General features: G+C 70.3%; 27 protein-coding genes and 1 pseudogene. 20 read left to right on the top strand and 8 right to left on the bottom strand.

The features are described 5' to 3' along the window. Positions 1 to 298: 298 nt before the first annotated feature. From ACFYML_RS31400 to ACFYML_RS31425, 6 genes are all read left to right on the top strand, one after another. Positions 299 to 1,120, top strand: coding sequence for a hypothetical protein (locus ACFYML_RS31400; protein ID WP_387424067.1), 822 nt, complete (start codon positions 299 to 301; stop codon positions 1,118 to 1,120). Positions 1,121 to 1,743: 623 nt separating this feature from the next. Continuing rightward, positions 1,744 to 2,592: a MarR family transcriptional regulator gene (locus ACFYML_RS31405; RefSeq protein ID WP_387424069.1), complete on the top strand. Its 849-nt coding sequence runs from the start codon at positions 1,744 to 1,746 to the stop codon at positions 2,590 to 2,592. Between the two features lie 91 nt (positions 2,593 to 2,683). Continuing rightward, entirely contained in the window at positions 2,684 to 3,322 is a 639-nt protein-coding gene (locus ACFYML_RS31410) for a GGDEF domain-containing protein (protein ID WP_387424070.1), read from the top strand. An 81-nt stretch (positions 3,323 to 3,403) separates the two neighbouring features. After that, positions 3,404 to 4,246, top strand: a complete 843-nt coding sequence (locus tag ACFYML_RS31415; RefSeq protein WP_387424071.1) for a hypothetical protein — start codon at positions 3,404 to 3,406, stop codon at positions 4,244 to 4,246. 83 nt (positions 4,247 to 4,329) lie between these two features. Further along, positions 4,330 to 4,860, top strand: coding sequence for a hypothetical protein (locus tag ACFYML_RS31420; RefSeq protein ID WP_387424072.1), 531 nt, complete (start codon positions 4,330 to 4,332; stop codon positions 4,858 to 4,860). Positions 4,861 to 4,907: 47 nt separating this feature from the next. Then, positions 4,908 to 5,963, top strand: coding sequence for a C40 family peptidase (locus tag ACFYML_RS31425; protein WP_387424097.1), 1,056 nt, complete (start codon positions 4,908 to 4,910; stop codon positions 5,961 to 5,963). A 222-nt stretch (positions 5,964 to 6,185) separates the two neighbouring features. On the opposite strand, the gene ACFYML_RS31430 is transcribed toward ACFYML_RS31425, so the two are convergent. Continuing rightward, the gene (locus ACFYML_RS31430) at positions 6,186 to 7,520 is read right to left on the bottom strand and encodes a PLP-dependent aminotransferase family protein (protein WP_387424073.1); all 1,335 of its coding nucleotides are present in this window, start codon (positions 7,518 to 7,520) and stop codon (positions 6,186 to 6,188) included. A gap of 166 nt (positions 7,521 to 7,686) precedes the next feature. Between ACFYML_RS31430 and ACFYML_RS31435 the strand changes: the two genes are divergently transcribed. From ACFYML_RS31435 to ACFYML_RS31490, 12 genes are all read left to right on the top strand, one after another. Beyond that, on the top strand, positions 7,687 to 8,139 hold the full coding sequence (locus ACFYML_RS31435) for a carboxymuconolactone decarboxylase family protein (RefSeq protein WP_387424074.1): 453 nt from the start codon (positions 7,687 to 7,689) through the stop codon (positions 8,137 to 8,139). A 92-nt stretch (positions 8,140 to 8,231) separates the two neighbouring features. Further along, complete coding sequence (locus ACFYML_RS31440) at positions 8,232 to 9,431, top strand: MFS transporter (RefSeq protein WP_387424075.1); 1,200 nt, start codon at positions 8,232 to 8,234, stop codon at positions 9,429 to 9,431. A gap of 289 nt (positions 9,432 to 9,720) precedes the next feature. Continuing rightward, complete coding sequence (locus ACFYML_RS31445) at positions 9,721 to 9,888, top strand: hypothetical protein (RefSeq protein WP_387424076.1); 168 nt, start codon at positions 9,721 to 9,723, stop codon at positions 9,886 to 9,888. A gap of 458 nt (positions 9,889 to 10,346) precedes the next feature. After that, a complete protein-coding gene (locus tag ACFYML_RS31450; protein WP_387424077.1) occupies positions 10,347 to 11,231 on the top strand; it encodes a hypothetical protein in 885 nt (294 codons plus the stop codon). Then, entirely contained in the window at positions 11,228 to 12,343 is a 1,116-nt protein-coding gene (locus ACFYML_RS31455) for a DUF4314 domain-containing protein (protein WP_387424078.1), read from the top strand. Before ACFYML_RS31450 ends, ACFYML_RS31455 begins: the two co-directional genes overlap by 4 nt. After that, complete coding sequence (locus ACFYML_RS31460; RefSeq protein ID WP_387424079.1) at positions 12,336 to 12,638, top strand: hypothetical protein; 303 nt, start codon at positions 12,336 to 12,338, stop codon at positions 12,636 to 12,638. The genes ACFYML_RS31455 and ACFYML_RS31460 overlap by 8 nt, the downstream gene beginning before the upstream one ends. 269 nt (positions 12,639 to 12,907) lie before the next feature. After that, positions 12,908 to 14,044 (top strand): AAA family ATPase, encoded by a 1,137-nt coding sequence (locus ACFYML_RS31465; protein WP_387424080.1) that lies wholly within the window; start codon positions 12,908 to 12,910, stop codon positions 14,042 to 14,044. A gap of 13 nt (positions 14,045 to 14,057) precedes the next feature. Continuing rightward, the gene (locus ACFYML_RS31470; protein ID WP_387424081.1) at positions 14,058 to 15,656 is read left to right on the top strand and encodes a VWA domain-containing protein; all 1,599 of its coding nucleotides are present in this window, start codon (positions 14,058 to 14,060) and stop codon (positions 15,654 to 15,656) included. A 192-nt stretch (positions 15,657 to 15,848) separates the two neighbouring features. Continuing rightward, entirely contained in the window at positions 15,849 to 16,850 is a 1,002-nt protein-coding gene (locus ACFYML_RS31475; RefSeq protein ID WP_387424082.1) for a DUF4192 domain-containing protein, read from the top strand. A 114-nt stretch (positions 16,851 to 16,964) separates the two neighbouring features. After that, positions 16,965 to 17,414, top strand: a complete 450-nt coding sequence (locus ACFYML_RS31480; RefSeq protein ID WP_387424083.1) for a hypothetical protein — start codon at positions 16,965 to 16,967, stop codon at positions 17,412 to 17,414. A gap of 419 nt (positions 17,415 to 17,833) precedes the next feature. Next, the gene (locus tag ACFYML_RS31485; RefSeq protein WP_387424084.1) at positions 17,834 to 18,163 is read left to right on the top strand and encodes a hypothetical protein; all 330 of its coding nucleotides are present in this window, start codon (positions 17,834 to 17,836) and stop codon (positions 18,161 to 18,163) included. Between the two features lie 279 nt (positions 18,164 to 18,442). Further along, positions 18,443 to 19,405: a helix-turn-helix domain-containing protein gene (locus tag ACFYML_RS31490; RefSeq protein WP_387424085.1), complete on the top strand. Its 963-nt coding sequence runs from the start codon at positions 18,443 to 18,445 to the stop codon at positions 19,403 to 19,405. Between the two features lie 123 nt (positions 19,406 to 19,528). Here ACFYML_RS31490 and ACFYML_RS31495 read toward each other — a convergent pair whose 3' ends face one another. Next, positions 19,529 to 19,894 carry a pyridoxamine 5'-phosphate oxidase family protein gene (locus ACFYML_RS31495; protein WP_387424098.1) on the bottom strand — a complete coding sequence of 122 codons (366 nt, stop codon included), beginning with the start codon at positions 19,892 to 19,894 and terminating at the stop codon, positions 19,529 to 19,531. Here ACFYML_RS31495 and ACFYML_RS31500 point away from each other — a divergent pair. Then, on the top strand, positions 19,874 to 20,386 hold the full coding sequence (locus ACFYML_RS31500) for a hypothetical protein (protein WP_387424086.1): 513 nt from the start codon (positions 19,874 to 19,876) through the stop codon (positions 20,384 to 20,386). The two genes, ACFYML_RS31495 and ACFYML_RS31500, sit on opposite strands and share 21 nt — an antisense overlap. A gap of 609 nt (positions 20,387 to 20,995) precedes the next feature. Here the strand turns inward: ACFYML_RS31500 and ACFYML_RS31505 are convergent. Both ACFYML_RS31505 and ACFYML_RS31510 read right to left on the bottom strand, forming a co-directional pair. Beyond that, the gene (locus ACFYML_RS31505) at positions 20,996 to 21,493 is read right to left on the bottom strand and encodes a hypothetical protein (RefSeq protein ID WP_387424087.1); all 498 of its coding nucleotides are present in this window, start codon (positions 21,491 to 21,493) and stop codon (positions 20,996 to 20,998) included. A gap of 528 nt (positions 21,494 to 22,021) precedes the next feature. Next, a complete protein-coding gene (locus ACFYML_RS31510) occupies positions 22,022 to 22,375 on the bottom strand; it encodes a winged helix-turn-helix transcriptional regulator (RefSeq protein ID WP_387424088.1) in 354 nt (117 codons plus the stop codon). Between the two features lie 83 nt (positions 22,376 to 22,458). On the opposite strand from ACFYML_RS31510, the gene ACFYML_RS31515 reads away from it, so the two are divergent. Continuing rightward, positions 22,459 to 23,082, top strand: coding sequence for a hypothetical protein (locus ACFYML_RS31515; RefSeq protein ID WP_387424089.1), 624 nt, complete (start codon positions 22,459 to 22,461; stop codon positions 23,080 to 23,082). Positions 23,083 to 23,379: 297 nt separating this feature from the next. On the opposite strand, the gene ACFYML_RS31520 is transcribed toward ACFYML_RS31515, so the two are convergent. The 4 genes and pseudogenes from ACFYML_RS31520 to ACFYML_RS31535 all read right to left on the bottom strand — a co-directional run. After that, a complete protein-coding gene (locus tag ACFYML_RS31520) occupies positions 23,380 to 23,997 on the bottom strand; it encodes a GNAT family N-acetyltransferase (RefSeq protein ID WP_387424090.1) in 618 nt (205 codons plus the stop codon). Next, the gene (locus ACFYML_RS31525) at positions 23,994 to 24,179 is read right to left on the bottom strand and encodes a hypothetical protein (RefSeq protein ID WP_387424091.1); all 186 of its coding nucleotides are present in this window, start codon (positions 24,177 to 24,179) and stop codon (positions 23,994 to 23,996) included. The genes ACFYML_RS31520 and ACFYML_RS31525 overlap by 4 nt, the downstream gene beginning before the upstream one ends. A gap of 207 nt (positions 24,180 to 24,386) precedes the next feature. Further along, positions 24,387 to 24,914, bottom strand: a complete 528-nt coding sequence (locus ACFYML_RS31530) for a GNAT family N-acetyltransferase (protein ID WP_387424092.1) — start codon at positions 24,912 to 24,914, stop codon at positions 24,387 to 24,389. A gap of 238 nt (positions 24,915 to 25,152) precedes the next feature. Then, positions 25,153 to 25,300: pseudogene (locus ACFYML_RS31535) on the bottom strand (IS5/IS1182 family transposase); the annotation flags it as partial.

Genomic DNA, 25,300 nt, shown 5'->3' on the forward strand with positions numbered 1-25,300 from the left:
TCCTGCCGCTGTTGCCGCTGGGATGCGCTGTGAGTGGCAGCCGCTACCTTTCCGGCAACACCACACCCCAGATATCGCTGCACCCCGGTTCGGTCCCACCTCAGGGATCCCCCGCCGCACAACAGCGGTACGCGACGCCCACCCGCTTCGGCCGGTCGGCACGCGGCCCGCGCGGCGGCCCCTCGAGGTCGCACCAGCCACCCGCACCACCTCTTCGCTTCCGCCTTGATCCGACCCGCGCACCCGGTGGGCCGGTCATTCCTGCGCGCCCGCGCACCCATCGAAGGAGGACAGCCGTATGTCCACTGTCAACGGCACCCCGCTGACCCGCCACGGCAGCCGTGTGCCAGCCATCCAGGTACGACCGGTCTCGGTGAAGGCGGCGCCCGTGCCCGCGCCCCGCCCGGTTCCTACCCGGGCCGCCACCAACGCGCGGCCACCTGTCACGCCGGCCCCGACCATCGCCACGATGGTCATCTGCCTGCCTGACGCGCTGCCTGCCGAGGCACTCAGCGGCTCCCAGCTCGACACCCACTTCGGTGTCACCGGCGCTCTCGCGCCCCTGTTCTGGGCGGTCGCGCAGCTGCGCGTGTGGCAGCGCCAGCAGATGATCGGGCTGCGCAAGGGCAGGCCCGCGCCGTGCGCAGGCGGACCGGTGCGGCTGCTCGACCTGCACGGGATGCGCCACGCGGCCGCTGTCGGCGCCGGGATCCGCTACCAGATCTGGCAGCAGGTCGTGCACGGCACGAGACCCGCCACCCCGTGGCCGGTGTTCGAAACCCGCCACCTCACCGACCCCTACCGCTACCCCCTCGACACGGCGATCGCGGACTTCCACGCCCAACCCCGCGTCCACGCCATGCGCCTGCACGCCGCCACCGCTCCCGGCCCCGGCCAGCCCGGCGTCGGCGAGCTGGAGATGTATCAGGCGGGCCAGATCGCCTACCAGCATTACCGCGCCGCCAGCACCATCGCCGGCGACGCGATGCTCACCGCCGACGGCCGCAAGCTCGCCCCGGCCAGCGACGCCCTCGCCCACCGCATCACCTACCTCGAGCAGGCCCTGGCCCACCTCGACACCCTCGACCCCGATCAACGGCTACTCGCCGTCGCTCTCTAACCCTCACCGCCCACGCCCCGGCGCCGAGCGCACCGGAATCCGCTGCAGGCCCAACCCCAAGCTGTGGGGCACCAGCGATCGGTCCATGCCGCGTCAACCCGGCGGGCCGGCTTTCCTCTGGGGCTGTCGACGCACCGCAGCTGCCTCAACGGCCAGCTGCCGCACCGCCTCACACAGCTCTACAGGCCGGGCGCCCCAGGCGTGGGGCGCCCTCTCCCGCCTGGCCTATACAGGCCGCCGTGTTCCTCTTTCAGCCCGCTTCATCGGCAGGAGGTCCTCCTCCCCCACGGTGTCGGCATCGAAGACGTGCTGCCCCGTGCGGAGTACGCCATGGCCTGCCCGGCCCACCACCTGACCGGGGCGCAAGTCCCCGCGGCCGAGCGCAGCGAGCCGGCCCTGGCTGGCATCTCCCGCCGACGTCGAGTCCTCGTTCTGACCGCACCCAGCCGCCGCCCGCCGGCCGATCACTCATTCCTTCCCACGCACGCCCGCCACGCCCCGGCTGACAACCGACCGCGGCGCGAATCTCGAGGGGATGTCCCGAGATCTGGTCATCGCACTTGATCAGCGACGCGGTCGAAGCGTGGATCACTGCTGACCTCCACACCAGAAAGGACGTGCCCATGACGGATGCAACGCAGCCCGTGCCGGCGCACACGATGTTCACGGTCCTCGCCGCGCTCAGCGAGCTCGGCGAGGCCACTGCCACGGCCGTGGCCGAGCACGCCGGGCTCGGCTATTCCACGGCGACGGCGAAGCTGCGCGCTTGGGAGAAGACCGGGCAGGCCGAGCGGTTCCGCAGCGACGACAACCGCGCCATGTGGCGGTTGACCGAAACCGGCCGCACCACCACCGCCACACCACCATCCACCCAGGGGGCGGCTGACACGCCACCCGGCGGGACCGCTGTCGCCACCTCGGACACCGCCACCCCGACCGATCCCCCCAGCACCGTCGACAGGCCTGAACGGGACGGCGAACCCCCTGTACCGGCAGCCCGGGACACGGACAGTGCGTCCCCCGCCCTGGCTTCCACCGGCGGCGCACCTGCGCCCCTGGACACAGTCACGTCTTCCAGTAGCGGCGACGAGCAGCCGTCCTCGGGAGAGGCGGGCCACGACCGTCAGCAGTCCGACGCCGCGCCCGACGACGCCGAGACCGAGGCCGAGGCAGGGGGCGAGTCGAACTCCGACCCGCAGGGGCAGGCAGCCGCGACGGGGAACAGCCGCCGGGTGAAGGGCTCCCTGCGGGGTGCGGTACTGGACATCCTCGAAGCCCACCCCGACCGGCAGTACAAGACCAGTGAGCTGTGCAAGCTCATCGACGCCGCGAACGCCGGCAGCGGCGCGAGGAAAGCCAGCCAGGGCGCGGTGTACAACGCGGCGATCAAGCTGGCCGCCGCCGGCACGGCCATGCAGACCGTCGAACGCCCGGCCACCTTCCAACTCGCCCCCGCCGCCGGCGGCCGGTAGTCCCACTCGTCAGGCAGCCCGAGGGCGGGCGTCGAAGTTTGGCGACTCACGCCCGCCCCCGGTGCTCCTTCGTATACAAGGAGCGTTCCGAGTGTCTCCCATCCTGCAAGGAATCGTCACCACCGTCGGCGGGATCCTCGCCGGCCTCGCCCTCGCCAGCGCCCTCCTGTGGCGTCAACAGCAAGCCCTCGAAGTCGCCCGCTACCAGGCCAGCCACGACGAGATCACCGGGCTGCCCAACCGGCGGCTGTTCCTCACCCGACTGCGCGCCGCCCTCGCCGACCGGGCGGCGGTCGGGGTGGTGCTGCTCGACCTCGACGGGTTCAAGACCGTCAACGACACCCTCGGCCACGACACCGGCAACATGCTGCTCGCCCACGTCGGCCGGCTCCTCGCCGCCCTCGACGCGCCGGTGGAGATGGCCGCGCGGCTGTCCGGCGACGAGTTCGCCCTCCTCGTGCGCGGCGACCACGAGGACGTGGCCGCCGCTGCCCGCGCCGCATGGCAGGCCATCGGCGCCACCCCCTTCCCGCTCAACAGCGGCGAGGTCAGTGTCAGCAGCTCCGTCGGCTACACCCACAACCCCGCCTACCTGTCCGCCAACCCCCGTCAGCTGCTCGCCGAGGCGGACGCGGCGATGTACCACGCGAAGCGTTCCGGTACCGGTGTGTACGGCCACCGTCCCTTGGCCGCCTCAGTGGGGCGTAGCCGCGACCGCCACCACCACTGACAGATCTGACGCCTTGAGGGCCCCGCAACCACCCGGTTGCGGGGCCCTCCCCCCTTTTCCGCCCTGACAAGGGAGACCCCTGTGCTGTCCTTCACCGCTGTCCACGCCCTGGCCGGTTGCCTCCTGGCGACCGACGTCGACGCCGACACCCTCGGCTGGGGCCAGCCCCCGACGCTGCTGCTCATCCACACCCGGCCCCTGCACACGGCCTCGCCCGCGCACGCTTTGCGCAGCGTGGAATTCCCGCTGCGCCGCGGCGACCTGCTCGCTGATCCCGCTGGCCTGCCTGCCCTGCTGCACCGCCTCGCCGCGGGCTTGCGCCAGCCCCACGCGTCAACGCCCTACCAGGCCACCCTCGACACGATCGTCCGCCTGATCCGGGCGACCGAACCCGATGCGCGGCTGCTGGCGTGGGCCGCCTGCTACGACGACATCCGCACGATCGACGGCGCGCCACGGCAGGCCCGCCGCATCGACGCCGTCGACACCGACGGCCGCCTCTACCAGCTCACCCATCCGCGCGGCGATGACCACCCGCTGCTGCTCATCGACGACACCCCCGACCCGGGCGACGTTCCCGCCACCTACCCGGGACTGACCGCTCTGCTCACCGCCACCGCCCAGCCGAGCAGCAGCAGCGGCCGCGGGGGGCGTGGCATGACCGGCCTGCGACGGCGACCTGACGCCACCGACGAGGAGCCGATCTTCATCACGTGGGGGCCTGACGGGATGTCACTGCGCTGCCGGGTGTGCGGGGCCGTCGACGAGTTCGTCCAGGACGAGATGCCGTCCATGGCTGGCTTTGGCGAAGACACCTACATCCGCTGCAGCCGCTGCGGATCGGTCGAGACCAGCGACCCGATCTTCGGCTGGCGTGCCAAGCCCGCGCCTTGGCCGGCACCGCAGCGACAGGACGAGCCGTGACCGTCCCGTCGAGCGTCTCGGCCACCGGTCCGCGCACCTCGTGCCCTCCCATTCCCGCATCTGCTGCGAAGGAGACCTGTCCCGTGAGCACCCACTGCTTCGTCGGCACCACCGATTCCGCGAACCCTCACCTTGTGCACGCCCGGTTCGTGCGCTTCGGCGGCCACCCAGGCGTCGTCGTGCCGGCCCTCGCCGCGATCTGGGTCGGCCACGCCCGCCGCGACGCCCCAGCGCTGAACTCCGCGATCCTCGCCTCCGACTGGGAGTACCTCGACCCGGCTATCACCGCCGCCACCGAACCGGGGTTCGGCGGGCAGCGCCCGGTACCCGGCGTCGGCATGACCCTCGCCAGCACCACCGACGGTGCCATCGAGACGCCGGAACCGGTCACCGTGTTCCCCCTGTCCCACGCCCGGCACCTCGACGCGGAATGGATCTACCTGATCGACCCGCTCACCGCCACGGTCGCCGTGCACACCGACGACGGGCAGCATCTGGCCCGCTACCGGCTCGCCGGCTGCCTGCCCCCGTCACCGGATGCCACCTGCACCCCCGCGAGCCGCTCCCCCGCAGCCCGCTACGCCCCGCAGCCTTCGCCTGGAGCCCTGCGGTGAGCGGGCGTGGTCTCGCCGCCATCGTCGCCGGAGTGCTCGCTGTGCTGATGCTGTGCGCGGGCGGGGTCGGAATGCTGTTCACCGGCGGTGGCACCGCCACGGCCGCGTGCAGCGGCATCATCGGCCCGGGCCGGCAGCCGTTGCTGCCCACCGTCACCATGTCCCCGCCCGCCGCCGACGTCGGGGGCTGGACCGGCGAGCAGGTCACCAACGCCGCGGTGATCGTGTCCGTCGGCGTCGAGCTCAAGGTCCCGCCCCGAGGCTGGGTCATCGCCCTGGCCACCGCCATGCAGGAGTCCACCCTGCGCAACCTCCCCGGCGGGGACCGCGACTCGGTGGGGCTGTTCCAGCAGCGCCCGTCCCAAGGCTGGGGCACACCCGCTCAACTACAGGACCCGCGTTACACAGCCGGCAGGTTCTACCGGGCGTTGCTGGCCGTCGACGGTTGGCAGGCCATGCCGTTGACCGACGCTGCCCAAGCGGTGCAGCGCTCCGCCTACCCCGGCGCCTACGCGAAGTGGGAGGACGATGCGATCGCTCTGGTCCGCGTCCTTGCCGGCGGCACCCCCGCCGGGCCTGTCGCAGGGGGTCTGGAGCAGGCGATGAGCAACCCGCTGTGCCTGTTCGACGCAGGTGACGGCCAGCCCGGCGGTGAGCAGGTGCCGCTGCCGGCGGGGTTCACCCTGCCGGCGGGCACGCCGGGGCCGGTCGTGACGGCGATCGGCTGGGCCCTGGCGCAGCTCGGCAGCCCGTACACCTTCGGCGGGGACTGCACGGCACCGCACTCCGGCATACCCGCCCGCCAATGCGACTGCTCATCGCTGATGCAACAGGCCTACCGGGCCGCCGGCATCAGCCTGCCCCGCACCACCGGCGACCAGATCCATGCCGGCCGGCCGGTCACCGACTACCGGGACCTGCGGCCGGGGGACCTGCTGTTCATTCCCGGCAGCCGCGGCACCACCGCCAAGCCCGGGCACGTGGGCCTCTACCTCGGGCAGGGGCTGATCGTGCAGGCGCCGCACAGCGGCGACGTCGTCAAGATCAGCCGCCTGTCCGCGTGGGCCGCGCACCTCGCCGCCGCGCGCCGCGTCATCGGCTGAACCACCGCTGTAGGTTCTCACCGCCGATGACGGTTTATCATGGTCTTGGCGGACAGACAGACTGGCGGATCCGCCATGATCGCGAGAAATCGATGGGCGTGGCACTGAAGGTCGTCACGGCCGGCGGCGTAGCGGGACGCGTCCAGGGTGTCCGTGGCCGGTCAGCGCTTCGATGCCGGAGCACCAGAGGCGTCCATTCCCGAGCAGCCGGCGGCGCTTGTGTCACCCGTCGTCGTCCGGCAGATCGGGCAGGGCCAGGCACAAGGCGTCCAGAGCCGCCGTGAAGGCGTGGTCTGGCGGTGTTCCGTACCCGATGACCAGGCCGTCGCGCCGTGGCATCGTGCTGTCGGGGTGACGGTAGAGGCCCAGCCCCTCGACGGTCAGCCCCTGCATACGGGCCGCGCGCAGGGCCGCCTCCTCGCTGTCGTCGGGCAGGTCGAGGACGGCATGCAGTCCTGCCGCTATGCCGCGGACCTTCACGTGCGGAGCCCGCTCGGCGATCGTGCCTACCAGCAGATCGCGGCGGCGCCGGTACTTTTGCCGCATGTGCCGCAGGTGCCGGTCGTAGGTACCGCAGGCGATGAAGTCGGCCAGGGTGAGCTGGTCGGTGACGCTCGACCACAGCTCCCGCGGCCCTTTCGCGGCCAGGACGTCGTCGACCAGCCAGCCCGGCGTCACCATCCAGCCGAGCCGGAGCGCCGGTGACAGGCTCTTGCTGACCGAGCCGATGTAGACGACCCGGTCCGGATCGAGCCCTTGCACGGCGCCGACCGGTTGCCGGTCGTAGCGGAACTCGCCGTCGTAGTCGTCTTCCACGAGCAGTCCGCCGCAGGAGCGGGCCCAGTCGATGACTGCCGTCCGGCGTTCCGGATGGAGCGGGCCGCCGGTGGGGAACTGGTGGGCCGGCGTGAGCATGGTGGCCCTGATACCCGTTTCCGGCAACTCGTCCACGAGCGCTCCGTGCGCGTCGACCGTGAGCGGGACGGTGGCCAGGCCCGCGTCCTCCAGCAGTTCCCGGTGGAAGCCGAGCCCGTAGGACTCCACCGCGACCGGGCCTTCTAGTACGCGGCCCAGTAGCTTGAGCGCGTGGGCGAAGCCTGAGCAGATCACGATCCGGTCGGGCTCGGTGCGTACACCCCTGGCGCGGGCCAGATACTCCGCGAGCGTCTCGCGCAGCTCCGGCCTCCCGCGTGGATCGCCCACGCCGAAGGCGTCGTTGGGGGCCGCGGCCAGGGCCCGGCGAGCGGAGCTGAGCCACGCGGCACGGGGGAAGGCCGCCGCGTCCGGCGAGCTCGGCATCAGGTCGTGCAGGACGCGGCGGTGAGCAGGGCGCTGTGGGCGGGGCGCCCGTTCCGTCGGCAGGGGTTCGGCACGTCGGGCGACCCGGGTCCCGGAGCCCGGGCGGGCGGAGAGCCAGCCCTCCTCGACGAGTTCGGCGTAGGCGTCGGCGACGGTGTTGCGGGCGATGCCCAGGTCCTGGGCGAGCGTGCGGTACGGCGGAAGCCGGGTACCGGGGGTCAGCCGGCCGCAGCGGATGGCTTCCCGCAGGGCGTTCATGAGCCTGCCACGCAGGCTGCCCTCGCCGGAGAGTTCGAGGTGGAGGTCGGTTCCGGCGGCTCGCTCCGATGCGTCCTCGGAGGCTCCGGGCGCAGGAGCATTGACCCATGTTTCTGGCATGAAAATGAACCATACCCCAGGCCATTTCCGCTCCTAGGGTCGAAGCATGACAACGTTCCAGGTACCTCAGCGCATGAACTTCTCCACCGTCGCCCCCAAGGTCTTCAAGGCGGTCCTCGCCCTCGACTCCGCCGCCCGCGACGGACTCGACCCCGTACTACTCGAGCTGGTGCAGATCCGCGCCTCGCAGGTCAACCGCTGTGCGTACTGCATCGACTACCACACCTCCGACGCCCGTAAGGCGGGGGAGAGCGAGGAGCGGATCTACCAGCTCTCCGCCTGGGAGGAGTCCAGCCTGTTCACCGAGAAGGAGCGGGCCGCGCTGGCCCTGACCGAGGCCGTCACCCTGCTCCGGGAGGGCGTGTCGGACGAGGTCTACGGGGAGGCCGCGAAGCACTTCGGCGAGTCGGAGCTCGCCCAGCTCATCGCGCTCATCTTCACCGTCAACGCGTGGAACCGCATGAACGTCACCACGCGCAAGACGCCCGGCACACAGTGACCGACCGCTCTCCTGCGGGTGGTGGCCCTCCTGCCGTGGCCACCACCCGCGGCCTCTCATGACCCCAATCCTGACGAAGGGCTGATGTAGCCGTGACCGCCGTCGACATACCGGTGCCAGCCACCGGCCGTTCGCCCGTCAAGGGTTGGCTCGCCGTCCTCGCCGTGACGCTGGGCATCTTCTCCCTGATGACCTCCGAGCTGCTGCCCGTGGGCCTGCTGACGCCGATCGGTTCCGCGCTGGAGGTCTCCGAGGGCACCGCGGGACTGATGGTGACCGTTCCCGGTGTGGTCGCCGCCATCTCGGCGCCCCTGGTCACCGTGGCCACCGGCCGTGTCGACCGCCGCGTCGTGCTGGCAGTCCTGATCGGTCTGGTGGGCCTGGCCAACCTGGCCTCCGCCTTCGCGGACAGCTTCGCGATCGTCCTGGTCGCACGTTTCCTGATCGGTATCAGCGTTGGCGGTTTCTGGTCCCTCGCCGGCGGCATAGCACTGCGGCTGGTCCCGGAGAAGCACGTTCCGCGGGCCACCGCCGTGATCTTCGGTGGCGTGGAGACCGCGTCCGTCCTGGGAGTGCCCACCGGGACGATCATCGGTGATCTCAGCAGCTGGCGTACCGCGTTCGCCGTCGTGGGCATCCTCGGACTGGTCTCCCTGGCCTGCATCCTCTTCCTGATGCCGAAGGTGCCGGCCGAACAGACCATCACTTTCTCCGACCTGCCGAAGGTATTCAAGGGCAACGCGGGCGTGCGGGCCGGGATCGTGATCACCTTCCTGGTGATCACCGGTCACTTCCTGGCCTACACGTTCGTCCGGCCGGTCCTCCTCAACGACGGCATCGGCGACCGCCTGATCGGCGCCTTGCTCCTCACTTTCGGCATCGCCGGGATCTGCGGCAACTTCATCGCGGGGGCGCTCGTGGCCAACAGGCTGCGGCAGATCGTAGTAGGCATCTCCGTGGTCCTCGCCGTGGCCATGCTGCTTCTCGCGCTGGTCGACACCGACACCGTCACCGCGGGCGCCATCATGCTCTTGTGGGGCCTGGGTTACGGGGCGGTACCGGTCACCTTCCAGACCTGGATCCTGGACGCCGCGCCGGACGCCACCGAGGCCGCCTCCTCGCTGTACGTCTCCACGTTCAACCTGTCCATCGCGCTCGGCGCCCTCTTCGGCGGCTTCGCCGTCGACGGCATCGCCACCACGAGCGTGCTGTGGATCGGCGCAGTGCTCGCCGTCCTGACGCTGGTCGTGGTGGGCGGAGCCCGCCGCACCGCGGCGGCCTCCGCCGAGTGAGGTGCCGGGCCGACCGGCCCGGCACCCCTGAACGGCCCGCCCCCCGTGCCGAATTCCCCCGCGTCACGGGGGCCGGGCTCCCGTTATCGTTTTTCGCGGTCCTGGGCGGCCTCGATGAGCTTCAACGCCATCGCTGCTATCTCGGCCGCGAACATCCGCTCATCGGCATGAGTGCGCACCGGTTGCACCACTGCGCCGACTACAAACAGTAGGCGGGGCGGGCGACCTACTCGATCATGCTGGGGCCAGCTATAACCGGCCCGTCCGAGAGGGGCCAGCCTTGTCCGTCATGACCAGCTGGCAGACCGGGCTTATCGGCTTTTTCCTCGCCGGGCTGATCATCTCCGGTATCACCTCGCCCGTCGGCGTGTCCGGCGCCGTGTTCCTGCTGCTGGTCCAGCTCAGCCTGCTGCACGTGCCCCGCCCGGTGATCATGCCGACCAACTTGCTGAGCTAATCCAAGGTATTGCGCCAATCCGGGCTTGAGCTCTCGCCGCAACGGCAACTGAGCCAGGGTCCAGAACACCGGCGCAGCCCATGCGACCGCGCCTTCTGGCCAGCAGGCGGCACCAGAATGTCTACCCACACTTCTTTCTCGGCGCCCGTCGGCGGCCAATAGCTCACCCTGCCCCAAACGGCAGCGGCAACGCCATGACAGCGCTACGGCAGCGGCACCGTCAACACCCCGCCGCCCAGGCTCACCAAAAGGCCGATCGAAGAAACCGCCAGACAGGTGAGAAGACCACGCCGACAAACCGATGAGACGGCAAGCCGACGAGCGAGGTGAGCCGACAACGAGCCGCCAAGATCAACGAGGACCTGCAACCGCATCCACAAACCGCGGATCCCGTCGGCCAGGGCGGCCCTCTGGGCGCCGACCGCTGCGGATCCCCATCCTTCAGAGAGGACATCACCGTGACCGACACGGACCACACCAGCAGCAGGAAGCAACCGGGGACTCGGCCCGAGGACCACACGGACTGGGTCGCCCTGGGCCGCCGGCTGCAGAACATCCAGAACACCCTGGTCCACCACGACGAGACCCCGCGCTACGGCGACGACTACTACGCCGAGGCGCTGCGCCGGCTGCTGAGCGACTCCCGCTCCGGCTGGATCAGCACCGCGGAGCACCAGTGGCTGCTCGACCTGCACACCCACGTGGACCGGCGCAACGTGCAGGAGGCGAACCGGCGGGCCCGTGAGGCGCGCGCCCGCTACGCCACCGCCTCCCGCAAGATCCGCGCTGAGCTGGCCGGGTGGCTGCGCCGGGTCGCCAATGAGCGGACCGTGCCGGCCCGCTACCGCCGTGAGGGGGTGCTGCTCGCCGCCGACTGGCTCGACCCGGCCACCTCCGCATCCCCGTACGCCAGGTCCCAGACCAGCGCCGTTTCCCGTAGCCCTCAGCTGGCGCCCGTTTCGCCGGTCGGCTCGGACGTGCTGCTGGCGTTGCGGAACGCGGGTGAGCGTGAGGGACGGCTCGCGGTGGGCTGGTGGCAGCAGCACGCCCTCGAGGGACGCGGCGCGTCCGAGCAGGCGCAGACCGCCCGGACGGTTCTGGACGGCATCGACAGCAGCGACGACGGGGTCCTGGCGGCGTTGCCCCGCTTCGACGTTGCCGGCTACGACGCCGACCGGTACCAGGCCCACGCGCCGGCCGGCGCCCCGGGCTGGTCGGAGCTGCCCGGCCACGATCAGGCGCTGGTGGTCGACGCGGTGCGGGACGGGTTCACCGACGCCGTCCGCGACGGTGTCGCCGTCCGCTGCCGCGCCGTGCTGACGGCGCGGGAGGGGACCCGATGACTTACCAGTCTGGCGAGCGGGTGGTGCTTGAGCACACCAGCGACCCGCACACTCTTCTGCGTCCGGGTGACGAGGGCACGGTGCGCCACTACAACCCGGATCAGCAGGTCCTCGAGGTGAACTGGGACAGCGGTTCCCGTCTGTCGATGCTTCTCGAGGCCGGTGACCGCGTCCGGCGGCTCCCCGCCGACAAGACCGGCGGCCCAGGTTGGGAGCAGGTGCTCGACGGCTTGCGGATCGCTGGCGCGGCGGCTGGCCGGGACGCAGCCGTATTGTGCGCGCAGAACCTCATCGGCGGGAGGGCGACCGGCGACGTCCGCGAGGTCGCGCGGCAGGTGCTGGCCGGCATCGACGACGTGGACCCGCCCGTCATTGACGGGCTGCCCGCCGCCGACCGGTACGTCCTCGCCGAGGACCGCGACCGGTATGCCAAGCACGCCCCGCAGGGTGGCCCGGCGTGGGAGGACCTGACCGCCCGCCAGCGCGACCAGACGCGGCGGGCGTGGTGCGAGGGGTTCGACGACGCCGCCGAAGCCGAGGTGGCCCGGCAGTGCCGGATCGTGCTGCACCCGCACGGCGACGACCGGGACATGAGCCACCTGACTCCCGACCGGGTGCGCCTCGGCGGGCCGGGCGTCTTCGCCGGGGACTGGGCGTGGGCGCCGGACGGCGACGGGGAAATGCGGATCCCGGTCGGGTTCGTCGGCACCCTGGTGGACACGTGGAACGGGTGGGCGGTGTTCACCTGTACCCGGCAGGTAGCCGAGGCGATCGTCGCCGACCAGCGCGACGCCCGCGACCGCTACCGCCGCCACGTTGCCGGCGAGGGCATCAGCGGCCAGCGGCAGGACCGGATGGTCGACGAGTCCATGGCGCGGCTGTGGTTCGACGGCGACGTCATCGTCGCCGACGAAACCCGCGTGCACGACGACCCGGACGCGACCGAACGGATCAGCCCCGACTCGGATGGCCAGTACATGGTGATGGGCCGGGCCTGGACCTGGCTGCCGGTGCACCCGTACGACTGCGACCGCATCGCAGGTGACATCCCCGCCCCGCCCTCCCCCGTCAGCACTCCACCTACGCCGACCAAGGGGGCACCTGATGCCTGACGACCTGACTGACGAGTTTGGCGAGTACGCCCACGAGGAGATCCTGCAAGCCCTTGTCCTGAGGCTGCTGAGCAGCGCCGACCTGGACGAGCTGTGCGACGACGTCGACCTGCCGCAGCTCACCTACGACGACGGGCTGCCGGTGACGATCATGTCGGCGCGCACGTACCGGGACGCGGGGGTCCTGACTCTGGACCGCGGGGTGTGGCTGGAGCTGTCCGACGGCAGCGTCTTCGGCCTGACCATCGGCATTTCTCGCCGCCCCCGCGGTGAGGTCACCCTGCGCCGCAGGTAACCGCACTGACGCACCGCGCCGGATCGACTTGATCAATCCCGGTGCGGGTGCGTTCCTTGTCGTCGCCCACCACCCGGTGGCGGCGGCATCACCGAGCCGTAGCCCTCTCGGGCTGCCTGTTGAGCGCCTCACGGAGCTTGCCGGTCGTCCTGCCAACGGGGCCCGGCCCGTCAACCGCCCCGTCTCCACTGCGCGGACACCGCACCAGCTTGCCCGCGCACCCGGAGACGGGGGTGCGCGGGCCCAATCCCAGATCACAGGAGGCCTGCATGGACCCTGCAACCCCAAGCCCAACCCCGATCGCCGGCGACGCCTCTCCCCCGCCAGACCCGGGTGACGGCCGCCGGCCCGGCTACCTCTACCGCCAAGTGGCCGCTCACTTGGCCGCCCATCCCGATCAGGTGTTCAAGGTCGGGGAGCTGACCACGGCGATCGCCGCCCGCTCCACCGGAGCGGTGTTCGAAGCCCTGAAGAAAATGGCCGCCGCCGGGTACGCCGCGCACCAGACGGGCCCGCACCGGTTTCAGATCACCCAAGCCGGGATCGACGCGGCCGGGGCGATGCCACCGCCCGCCCCGCGCACACCCCGCAGCGGCCGAGGGGCAGGTCGGCGGCAACCCGTCGCTCGCCCCAACGGTGACCTGTACTTCCCCCGCAAGCTCGCGGGCGCCACCGACGTGGACGTGCTGCGCAGGCTGCGGGAGAAGCGCATCCCCGTGCTGCTGTACGGGCCGCCCGGCACCGGCAAGACCGCCCTCGTCGAAGCCGCCTTCCCCGACCTGCTCACCGTCGCCGGGACCGGGGACACGGTCGTAGAGGACTTCCTCGGCAACTTCATCCCCCTCCCCGACGGCGGGTTCGAGTTCGTCTACGGCCCCCTCGTCACCGCCATGCGCGAAGGGCGGGCGCTGCTGGTCGACGACGCCACCCTCATCCCACCGAAAGTCCTCGCCGTGCTCTACCCGGCCATGGACGGCCGGCGGGTCATCACCATCCCCGGCTACCGCAACGAACGCGTCGAAGCCGTCGACGGGTTCTACGTCATCGCCGGCCACAACCCCGGCGTACACGGCGCGATCCTCACCGAGGCCCTCGCCTCCCGGTTCGACGTGCACGTCGAGGTCACCACCGACTGGGACCTCGCCCGCCACCTCGGCGTCCCCAACCCCGCCGTCCAAGCCGCCATCGCCCTCAACACCGACCTCGCCGCCGGACGCATCGGCTGGGCGCCGCAACTGCGGGAGCTGCTCGGCTTCGCCCGCGTCCGCAAAACCCTCGGCCTCGCCGCAGCCGTGGCGAACCTCGCCGGCCGCGCCCCCACCGACGACCGCGAGCAGGTCCTCTCCGCGCTGCGGCAGCAGTTCGGCACCGACATCACCGCGCTGACCCTCGGCAAACAGCGCTGACAAGGAGACCCTGATGCCTCACCCTCACAGCCACCTGCAGACCGGCCCGGCCGCGACCACGGCGGGTGACCCGGACTGGCAGGTGTGGAGCGACGCCTGGACCCGGCACATCCCGACCCTGACCGGCCGCACCGACCTGACCGTCACCGTCGCTCCCGGCGCCGGTGGCGGCGCCCCTGCCTGCTGCTACCCGGACGCCGGCCGCATCGAGGTCGACGCCACCTACATCGGCGCCCCCGACGTCGCCAACCCCCGCCGCGCAGGCCACAAACGCCTCGTCCCGACCGCGTACGGGCTGCTGGTGCACGAAGCCGCTCACGCCGCCCACAGCCTGTGGCGCACCCCGCCCGGCACCCCGGCTGTTGTCGCCGCCGTCACGGAGCTGCTGGAGGAGTCCCGCATCGAGTACCGGCAGCGCAGCCGCCGGCGCGGTGACCGCAGGTGGCTGCGGCACACCGTCACCACCCTGATCAGCCCCGACGACGGGGCTGTTGATGACCCGTGGCACGCCGCACACCTTGCCGGTCTTCTGCTGGCGCGGGTCGACGCCCGCATCCTCACCGCCAAAGACACCAAAGGAATCCGGGCCGCCATCACCACCGTCCTTGGGCGCAAGCGGCTGCTGCAGCTGCGTGACCTGTGGCGGCAGGCCCACAACGCCGACGACAGCGACGCCGACACCATGATCGACCTGGCGTGGCGGTGGTGCCGGATCCTCGACATCAACCCGCACCGCCAACCCCACACACCCGTCCCGGACGCGGGCGTGTTCGCCGGCCTGCTCGCCCAAGCGCTCACCGACTACCTCGCCCACACTGCCGGGCTCACGCCCGCGCAATACCGCGACCAGCAGCTCACCGGCCGGTTCTCCGCACCGGCCAGGTGGACCCGCCGCGACCCCACCGACGCCGAACACGCTGCCGCACGTCACCTCGCCGCCCAGCTGCGCCGCGCCCGCACCCACCAGCCCGAACCCGACACCCGACCCAGCCAGGTTCCGCCGGGACGACTGCGCACCCGCCACGCCATCACCGCCCACGCGCAGATCGCCGCCGGCACCCTGCCCACCGCCACACCGTGGGCGCGACGCACGCAGCTGCCGCCACCGAAACCAACCCTGCACCTGGGCGTCATCGTCGACGCCTCCTACTCGATGCACCCCTACGCGGCGCCGATGTCGTCGGCCGGGTGGATCCTCGCCCACGCCGCCGGCAGCAACCAGGCGGTCACCGCCACCATCGCCTTCGGCAGCAGAGCGACCCTGCTCGTGCCGCCCCGGCGTCGGCCCAGCCAGGTGCTGGAACTCGCTGCCGCCGGTGGCAGCAGGGCCTTCACCGACGCGGTGAAACTCGCCGACCAGCTCCTACAGCTGCGTCAGCCCGGCCGGCTGCGGATGCTCGCCGTCGTCTCCGACGGCGACCTGCCCGACACCGGTCCCGCTCAACGCCTCATCACCGCACTGCACCAGGCGGGCTGCCCGGTGCTGTGGCTACGCCCCGCCGACCTGCCGGGGCACACGTTCGCCCACACCATCACCATCGAGGTCGCCGACCCGGTGCAGGCGATCGGGCACATCGCCGACGCCGCCGTCACCGCCCTCGAGCACGCCTGACTGCTCAGGCCTCCGCGCTCGCCGAGCCCCTCGCGGTCCACCAGATGACTGGCCCGCACGGCGGTGAGCGGCAACCGGCTGAGAAGCCACCCCACCGTTATCGGCCGCATGCCCGGCCACTTCGCGCATTCCAGCCCGGGCACGGCCGATCAGCCGTGCCCGGGCCCTCATCTCGGAACAACAGGAGACATCGTGAGCGACCCGAACATCCCCCGGCTACCGATCACCTCAACCGGCGACCTGCTCACCGCCGTGCCCTACCTGCTCGGCTTCAATCCCATCGATAGCATTGTGATCCTCGGCCTCACCGGCGCCCGCGTCGTCGTAGCCAGCCGCACCGACCTCCCCCACCCCGGCGGCGTCGCCGCCTGGGCCGACGAATACACCCCGACGCAGATCCGCATGCTCGCCAACGTGTCGGCCACCCGCGCCATCGCCGTCGGCTACGGGCCTGCCACCACCGTCACCAGGGTCATGGACACCGTCATCCCGCGGCTGACCGCCGCCGGCATCGACATCTTCGACGCCCTGCGAGTCACCGATAGCCGCTACTTCTCCTACACATGCCAGGACCCCGCCTGCTGCCCCGTCGACGGGGTGCCGTTCGACCCGCGCCGCAGCGACATCACGCTGCACGCCATTGTCGCCGGCTGCCACGCCCTGCCCGACCGGGCCGCGCTCGTCGCCAGCGTCGCGCCCACCACCGGGCCGGCCCGAGTCGCCGTCACCCGCGCCACCGCTCACGCAAGATCCCGCCGCCGCGCCCTGATCATCCAGGCCGGACGTGACGGGCTGATCCGCGCCGGCGACGACGCCGTCCGGGATGCGTTCGCCCGCTACGCCGCCGAGCACACCCTCACCGACGACGAACTGGCCTGGCTCACCGTCCTGCTCCCCGTCCCGGCGATCCGCGACGCCGCCTGGCGGGCCACCGACGACAAACCCTGGCAGGTTGCCATGTGGGCCGACATCACCCGACGCGCCCACCCGCCCCTCGCAGCCCCACCGGCCAGCCTGCTCGCCTTCGCCGCGTGGCGCCGCGGCGAGGGCGCGCTCGCCTGCGTCGCCATCGACCGCGCTCTGGCCGCCCACCCCGGCTACACCCTCGCGCAGCTCATCGACCGGGCGCTGCGTGCCGGGTTGCCCCCGTCCGTGCTCGACGGCTGGCCCCACCCCGAACAGCCCACTGCCTGACCGCCTGCCCCGCGCATCCACCTCGACGCGCCGGGCGACGCCCTGACCACGACCGCACCCGCCGTCTGACAGAGGCGGCGGGTGCGCCCCCAAGTACGCCACGGAGGAACCGGAATGACCGAACCCACGGCGGCCAGCCAGGCACCGCCGATACTCGAATCCGTCCTGCGCCACGCCTGGGACGCCTTCCATCCCGGCCAGCCCGCCCCACTGGGATGGCTCACCCACACCACCACCCAAATCCAGGCCTACTTGGACGACCACCACACCGACCCGCAGACGCAGCCGCCGACCGTGCCCGCGGAATCGCTGCTGCAGCTGCGCAGCTGCGTGTGGCACGCGCTACGCGACGCGGTCATCTCACAAGACATCGACGTCGATGCCGCCAACCACGTCCTGGACGCCGTGGACCTGCCGCTGCTGCCGCGCCGCTGGCAGGTCCGCCTCATCTTGACCGTGGTCACCGAGGTGACGGCCACCAGCCGTGAGGACGCGTTCGACACCGCCGAAGCCGCCGTCGAGACCGCCCTCACCGGCGCCGAACTCGAAGTGGGACGGCCGTGAACGCGACAACGCCGACCCCGGAGAGCTCGACGTCACCGCAGCCGAATACCCAGGCCTCGACCAGTGACGAGCACAGCCGGCGTCCCTCGCATTGGCGTCCGCATCGCCATGGCGACGCCAGCCGCCCGCCCTGGCAACGGGCCGGCGACGGCCGTCCAGACAGCCGGCCGACGGCTGCCTCCTTACCGATCCGGCGCCCGCAGCTCCGGCCAGACCCGCGTGACCGGTCGGCGCGGAGGACACCCGCCCCGGCCGCCTGTGGCTGGTGATCCCAGAAGCCGGTCGGCGACTTGATCTAGGCGCAAAGTCGAGCGTCACTCGTGCGGCCGCCACCCCGGCGTACCCGACAGCGCACATCCCCACAGCGCTGGCCGGGGTGGCAGCCACCCAAGCCGACACCGCCCGCGAAGGGATAACCGATGAACCAGCCGCACCGCCGCCCCGTACCCCCCACCGTCACCGACGTGCTGCTGTGGCTGCTCGCCACCGATGTCGCTTCCGCTCACCTCCCCCACGCCCACCATCCCGGCCGCTGCGCCAACCTGCGCTGCGCCGGCCAGCCGTACCCGTGCTCGCCGGCACGCGACGCCCACCGCGCCTACCAGGCGGCGACCCGTCCCCGACCATTCGCACGAGGTCGGGCGCAAGTCGCTACCCCGGCCGCTGCCGCGCGGTACGCCGACTGGTTCCGGCCCGCACGACCGCTGGCACCCCCACACCGGCTACTGCCCACACCGAGTGCCGCCTGACGGCCTGGTCAGCACACGCGGTGACGTCCGGCGGTACACCGGCCCGTCGCCGAACCCGCCACACGGCGCAGGGTTTCCGCTTACCCGTCTGTAGGGCCTGTCGATGCCTCAACGCCGCCACCAAGCGCGGCCGCCAGGCCGCCGCAGGGGCGAGCAGGGGAACTGCTGCTCGGCCCGCTATGGCGCACCTGCGACCGCCGCCCGTGAGCCGTACGCACGCTCCGGGTTGCGGGCTCCGCCCTGTGAACCACCGACAAGCATCGGAGATTCCGCCCCGCCATGAGCATTGAAGCTGTCTCCTGGGCGCTCAGTCATGCCCCCGACGTCCCACCACAGTGCCTCGCCGTCCTCATCGGTCTGGCCAACCACGCCGACGCCGCCGGGCGCGCCGCGTTCCCCTCCCAGGAACGCCTCGCCCACTACGCCCGCAAGACCGTGCGATCCGTACGCCGCGACCTCGACGAACTGGAACGCCTCGACCTCATCCGCCGCGGCAACCAGCGCCACACGGCATTCCTGCCCGCGGACCGCCGGCCCGTCGTCTGGGACCTCGCGACGCACCGCCGCCGCCCGCTGCCAGCAAGCCTCGACCCGGACGCCGAACCGCAACCCGGCCGCCCCACCGACGTCCACAACCCTGTGGATAACCGGGAGGACGTCCACGTCCCCCCGGTTATCCACAGGCCGGACACACACGTCCAGACGGCCGGACGTACACGTCCGAACGACCGGACGCACACGTCCGACGAACCGTCCTTAACCATCCAGAACCAAACACGCGCGCGCCCACGACGCCGCATCGCCTCACCAGCCGACGTCCGGGCTCGGCAATGTCCCCAGCACCGCGGATCACCGGCGCACAACTGCGGGCCCTGTCGGGCGGAGCGTCTCGGGCGTGAGGCCAACGACGGCCCGTCCCCTGACCAGCGCGCCACGGTTGACAACCTGCGGCCGACCTCTGCTCCGAGCGCCGCACCGTATGACCATCGACGCCCAGCAAACCCGCCCACCAAGGTAGTGGATCGGCCCGCTGCCTCACCGGCCCTACATCGCAGGCACCGTGATCATGATGCCGGCGGTGGCTTCACCCGCCGTGGTGCGACCATCCATGAGCCGCACGGCCAATGCGGCGTTGGCGCGCGTAGGCAGCGAGACGGCAGCGAGAACCTCCTCCCCGGGCGACAACGATCGCCGGGGCACGCATGGCGGCCATGGTCGGCGCGACGAAACAGCACGGGATGACACAGGATGATGCTGCGCACCCGCTCGGCCAACCCAGCTACAGGCTGTGACATCTGAGCAACCGTGGCGGCGCACTCACAAACCGAAAGGCGGGCACGCGAGCGTCTCGGCGGCTGTCACGGATCACTGAGCCGTGCCCGCGAGCAACCACCGTCGGACAGGAATCTCCAGCAATACCCGGTCACCCTCCTTCATGACCCGCTGCCTGACGTCCCACCCTCCATATTTGCTTACGAACGCCTCGACGACCTCGGTTGGGAAGTCGCGGTGAACATGGGCGGCGCCCTCTGCTACGACGGGAGCGCCCGCATCTTCCAAGGCTAGGGACACCCGAGCGTCGGCCGTCACGTTCCGGGCCTTGGCGCTGCGACCGTCGCATCCGATCCACCAGATGCCATCGGCGTAGACGAACCAAACCGGCGTCACGTGGGGGAGCCATCGCGGCGCAGGGTGCATTATTGTCGCGGCGTGGCGGAGTTTCGAGCGCATATCGGAGTGCACTACGGCTTCCTTGAGATCGCCGACGATAAATCTTATGGCCGGACCGATTGGGCTAACGTCTTCTTCGGCAGGCGCCCGACCGGCCTCATCGCCACCTCTCCAGGCGAAGTTTTCCTCGTCACGGGCCGCCATACCGGCACCGTTGGGTACGCGGTCAGGGTCAACGATGACGATCCAGGGGCTGACCTTGACGGGTTTGAAGACGTGGTAGAGGTGCCGTTCGAGACGTCCAGGGCCGAATTGAAGCTCTTTCAATGGGCCGGAGAAAAGTCCCACGCGCTGCCGCGACTTCCGGCCGGTTCCGGCTCGTACCGGATGCGCTACCACTGCCGGGGGATGGACGAGGCTCGAGATAGCAGTTGGGATTATTACGAGGTTGTTGACGAGTACCTGCTGCAGATCTGGCCGTCCCCCGCCGCGCCGTCTGCCACGCTCAAGGTGATTAGCCGAGAAGGGCATCGCCGGATCTTTGAAAGCTGACCGACACGCTCGCCGCGCCACCCACGTGCCAGTAGCCGGTACCCCAGACGGTCACCGGGGGCACAAGCGGTCACAAGTCTCCTGCCTTGACCTGGGCCACCGGGTGCTTTCTGGCGGTGGTCTTCGTCCTTCCAGACTCGAAAATCGGTGAGCGAGTGGGCAGGCGGCAGCGCCCGGCGTAGCGCAGCGGAGCCGGGCTGTGGGTTGGTTCGGCCAGGCCGCGTTGGGTTGTCGTGACGTGGCGAGACCGTCGCGTCGGCCACCAGTCGCAGGAGTTCTACCCGAGCCTTCGGGACGTGTAAGCCGGAGGAGATGAGATCGAGTACCCGATCTGCCAGAAATGCGGTGCGGCCATGGGTGACAGGAGGCTGCACGACCGCTGGCACGCGGACCCTGAAAGGGAGTTGAAGAAAAATCGCCGAGGTTATGAGGGAGATTGAACGGCAGGTTCAGCGAGCGCGGCCCGGACGTCCCTGGTGAGCTCAGGGGCTTGCCAGCGCTGCCGGTGAGCGGAACGGGCGCCCGCCAACCCGCACGAGCTGTCAGGGCTTGCTTGACGTAGGGCACCCGCACGGCGTCTCCTCGAAGAGGGCGGGGTGTGGGCGAACGCTAGGGAAGCCACAACTCAAGCTGCTCGACGGCTGGCCCCGTCGGTCGTGCGAGTTCCAGCCGAGGCCCGTCCGGCATGTTCCAGTCGAACAGCGACCTCAACGCGGTACGAAGTTCCTCGACCGTGTTGTTGTCGACGTGTAGCTCGATCACGGTGAATTGCGGTAGGCCCAGCTCCGCCGCCGCGGTTGGCAGCCACTCAAGGTAGAGCACCCCACGAGACATCCCACAGAAGGCCACACCGCCGCCATCGACCCAGTTGCCGGTACTGCCCACAGTCGCCCCGTACCACGCTCGGTATCGGCGCTCCTCAGACGGCAGATCGGGCTCGTCTACCGCGTCGAACCAGGAGCCCGAGAAGCACAAGCTCATCTCGTGGTGAGTCCCCGGGCAGGGCCGAAAACGAAGATCGACGTAGAAGGTACCGGCCTCGTATGTGAACGATGCCCCCGACAAGATCAAGACCGGCAGATCACAGACCAGCCCTCGCGGGATCATCTCCAAATTCTGGCAGGGCTGTCATCCGACAACGAACATGCGGCGGGATGTGGCGTATGGGCACCATGGGCGCTGAGCGGAGTTGCAGTTGAGCCCGACGCTGCCGGGCGTGCTCCGGGCGAGTCGACGAGGACCAGGTCCAGGCGCGGCGAACCAGCGAGGCGGGTGGCTGTCGACAGCAACCACGCCGGACGGAAGCACGCTGAGGAGCACTGGTATGGACGAAGCTCCGAGCGTGCGGCCGTTCCTGGACGTGTGCGCGATGCACAGAGCGTGCAATCGCGACGTCGCAGCCCTTCGAGCCCCTTTTCCTCGCGATAGCGGGTGTCCTCGGGGGCCTACATCGGATGTCGGCGCAGCCCTGCAAACACGGCGTCGACCGCGCTACGGAGGTCTACGTGACCGCTCGGGGCTCACGGTGCGGATCTGGCCGATGTGAGCGCGTTGGTTGTGGGAGTGTTGGAGCGGTCGCACGTCGACGGTGTACACCGGAAGGGTTGAGCACCTACGGCATTTCTTGCGGCGCCGTCAGGGGCTACCCAGCCGTCGCGTACCGGGCAGGTGGGTGACTCCCCAGGTGGCGATGGCGTCGAGGACCGGAGCGAGGTCCCGGCCACGTTCAGTCAGCCGGTACTGATATCGCCGCGGTCGCTCGCTGTAAGGACGGCGAGCGAGGATGCCGCTCTCCTCCAGCCGACGCAGCCGGTCTGCGAGCGTGTTCGTCGGTACGCCCTCGGCTGAGGTCGCTAGGTCCGCAAATCGCAGTTCGCCGCGGAACAGCAGGTCGCGCACGATGAGCAACGACCATCTGTCGCCGAGAAGATCGAGCGTGCCGGCAATGGCGCAGTCCGAGCGCGGGGCCGGATTCCGGGCCGATGACATTCGCACCTCCTCGTCACTTGCATCGTACAAGTTACCCTCCTAAGGTCACTTGCAAAACACAAGTAACGGGAGGATCAAAGACCGTGCCACCGCTCACCCAATCCCCCCGCTCGCTGACCCCGGCTGCGGCCATCGCCATCGGATGGTTCGGTGCCGCACTCGCCGCAAGCGCCCTCGGCGCCTTCCGTACGCCACAGGGCGCGCCCCCCGTGGCGCTCGCACTTGCCGCCGGCGCTGCGCCGTTAGCGGTACTCATACTCGCTCTCGGCTCGTCGCGATTCCGCGCCTGGGCCAGAAGCCTCGATCTGCGGTTCCTCACCCTCCTGCAAACCTGGCGAGTCGCGGGGCTAGCGTTTCTGGCGCTCGCCGCCGTCGACGCCCTGCCGGACGGCTTCGCCATGCCCGCCGGTCTCGGCGATGTGGCTATCGGGCTGACCGCGCCGTTCGTGGCGTTGTTCGTGATCCATCGCTCCAACCGTCTTTTCATCGCCTGGACGGCACTGGGAATCGCCGACCTCATCGCCGCCGTCACGCTCGGTGTCCTTTACTCGGACAACCCGGTCGGCGTCCTGCATGGTGACGTCAACACCGGCATCATGGCCACACTGCCTATGAGCCTTATCCCAGCTTTCGGCGTCCCCATCACTCTCGTCGCGCACACGCTGTCGTTGATCAAACTCACAGGACGCAGAGCGATCAAACAGTGAACTGCCCCGCCCTCATCGGCTGGGTCGTCCCGAATGGTCGTCCATAGTGCTGGGCTACGCCGCCACCAACGGGTTACAAAGCGTTCCACATGGTCACGCAACGTACTCCGTGCCGGCCGGCGAGCGCCGGGCAGGCGGCCATCCGCCGCCGTCCGTAATGATGCCCTGCTGTCGCCGGCTCACACCGAGGCGCTGTCCTGCCGAATTGGGGACGTTCGATCAGAGCGTCAAGTGGGACCGGTCAGGCGGGCCAGGAGCTCGCTTGACTGCGGGCTCGGAATCTGAAATCGGCGGTCGCTACCTGACCGGTGGGCGGCGCATCGCGATGTGGGTCGGGCCGCCGGGCACGAGGGGCAACGCGTCGTCGACGACGGTGAAGCCGAACCGTTGATAGAACGCCACGTTGTCCGGGTCGGAGGTCTCCAGGTAGCAGGCGGTGCCGGCGCGGTCGGCATGCCGAAGTCCCGCGGCGACGAGCCGGGATCCGTGGCCGTGGCCCTGGTGACTCGGACGTACTCCGAGCACGACGAGGTACCAGTGCGGCTCGGTGGGGTGTGCGCGTGCGGCGTTGGATCCAAGACGCATGAAGGCGGGGAAGGATCGGGGCGCGGCGATCATGGTCTGGATGAGTGCGGGCACGGCCCGCGCCTGCCGGGTGCCGGTCCAGGGGAACGCGCCCGGAGGCAGCCAAACCGCGACGGCGGCCGTTGCGTCGGCATCGGTACTGGCGTACACGGAGCCGAACGGGATCGCGTCGCGCACGGCGGCTTCGAAGAACGGACGCAGTGCCTGCAAGCGGCGCCGAGGGTCAGGGAAGACGTGGCGGAATGCCGGGTAGGCGGCGTGGCTCGCGACTAGCACGTCCGCTCCTTGCCGGTGCTGTCCGCGGCGAAGTCTGATCGCGCCGGCGTTCACGGCGCAACCTCGTCGCCGACAACGGTAGGGACGGTCACGTTCGCTGTGCGGGCGCGGTGGGCGAGCCACTTGATCAGCGGCGCACCGACCGCCTTTGGGATGAGCCAGCCCAGCCGCGCATACCAGGCCACGGCAGCTTCAGCATTGTTGGTGCGAAGGATCGACGTGATCTGCTCGTCCACGAGCCCATGGTGACAGACGAGGGCGCTGACCCGAATGCGGGACATCCGCACATGCCGCCGAGCGGGCGTCAGGGGCCGCACCTGCGAGACCGACAAGTCAGCCGACCGCTCGTGCCGATGAGAGTGCGGTCGCCGGGGGCGGTCGGTCGGGTAGAAGGCCCTATGCCGCCGACTACTTTGGTAAGCAGTCGAGGGTTGAGTAGGACGTCACAACGGCGACGGGTCGTCACGCAGGCGGCTGTAGAGATACCCATCACGCCACTGACCGGCCCGGAACTCGCACGCTCGTACCACGCCCTCTAACTGGAACCCCGCCTTCTCCAACGACTTCTGCTCAGCGACATTCTCCGGATGGGTGCCGGCCTGGATTCGTTGGACCGGTGTGTGCGTAAAAAGGTAATCGCACAGCATGGCTTGCGCGCGCCAACCGATACCCCGCCCACGCCACTCCGGCAGCAACGCGATCCCGACTTCCCAGTGTTTCGCCGTGGCGCCGTACGAGCCGGCGTGCCAGCTCACAAAGCCGGCTGCGACGCGCTCTTGTTCGACTTCGACCATGAGCCGGCCGTCATCTGGACCGAGGTAGCCGTCAATTGCGAAGCGCCGTGCAGGCGCCTGGGCGTCGCGGAAGCCCGCCCAGTCCAGACCGATCAAGCCCGGCTCAATCGCGAATCGCCGAAACATCGCCAGATCATTCTCGACTACCGGCCTCAACCGGATGGACGGGTCAGCCATGTCATCGCCCTCTCGCTGGCTTACCGCTGCCCGGGTGACTGTACTTGCCTGCGCCCGATCGCAATGCCGTCGTACGGTCGCCGCCCGGTGGGCTTGCGGCGAACGCAGCTCGCAAGCGGGAGACTCTCATCCTCATTCCTCGCGAGCTGGTCGCCCGTCGGCGCTCTTGGGCGGGGACGAGGGATCTAAGGGCTGTCTCGTAACTGGGTCGAGGCGTTGCCCGTAGGCGGGTTGGTTGTCACCAGGTCAGGGCGATGTTGTGCAGGTTGGCGATGCCGGAAGCGGCATCGATCAATGTGCGGGCGGCGCGGCGGTAATCGCGCAGGATCTTCCAGTTCTTCATCCTGGCCAGGGTGTGTTCGACCTGCGCTCGGATTGTGCGGTGC

This window comes from Micromonospora sp. NPDC007230 (assembly GCF_042869115.1).
Lineage (GTDB): Bacteria > Actinomycetota > Actinomycetes > Mycobacteriales > Micromonosporaceae > Micromonospora.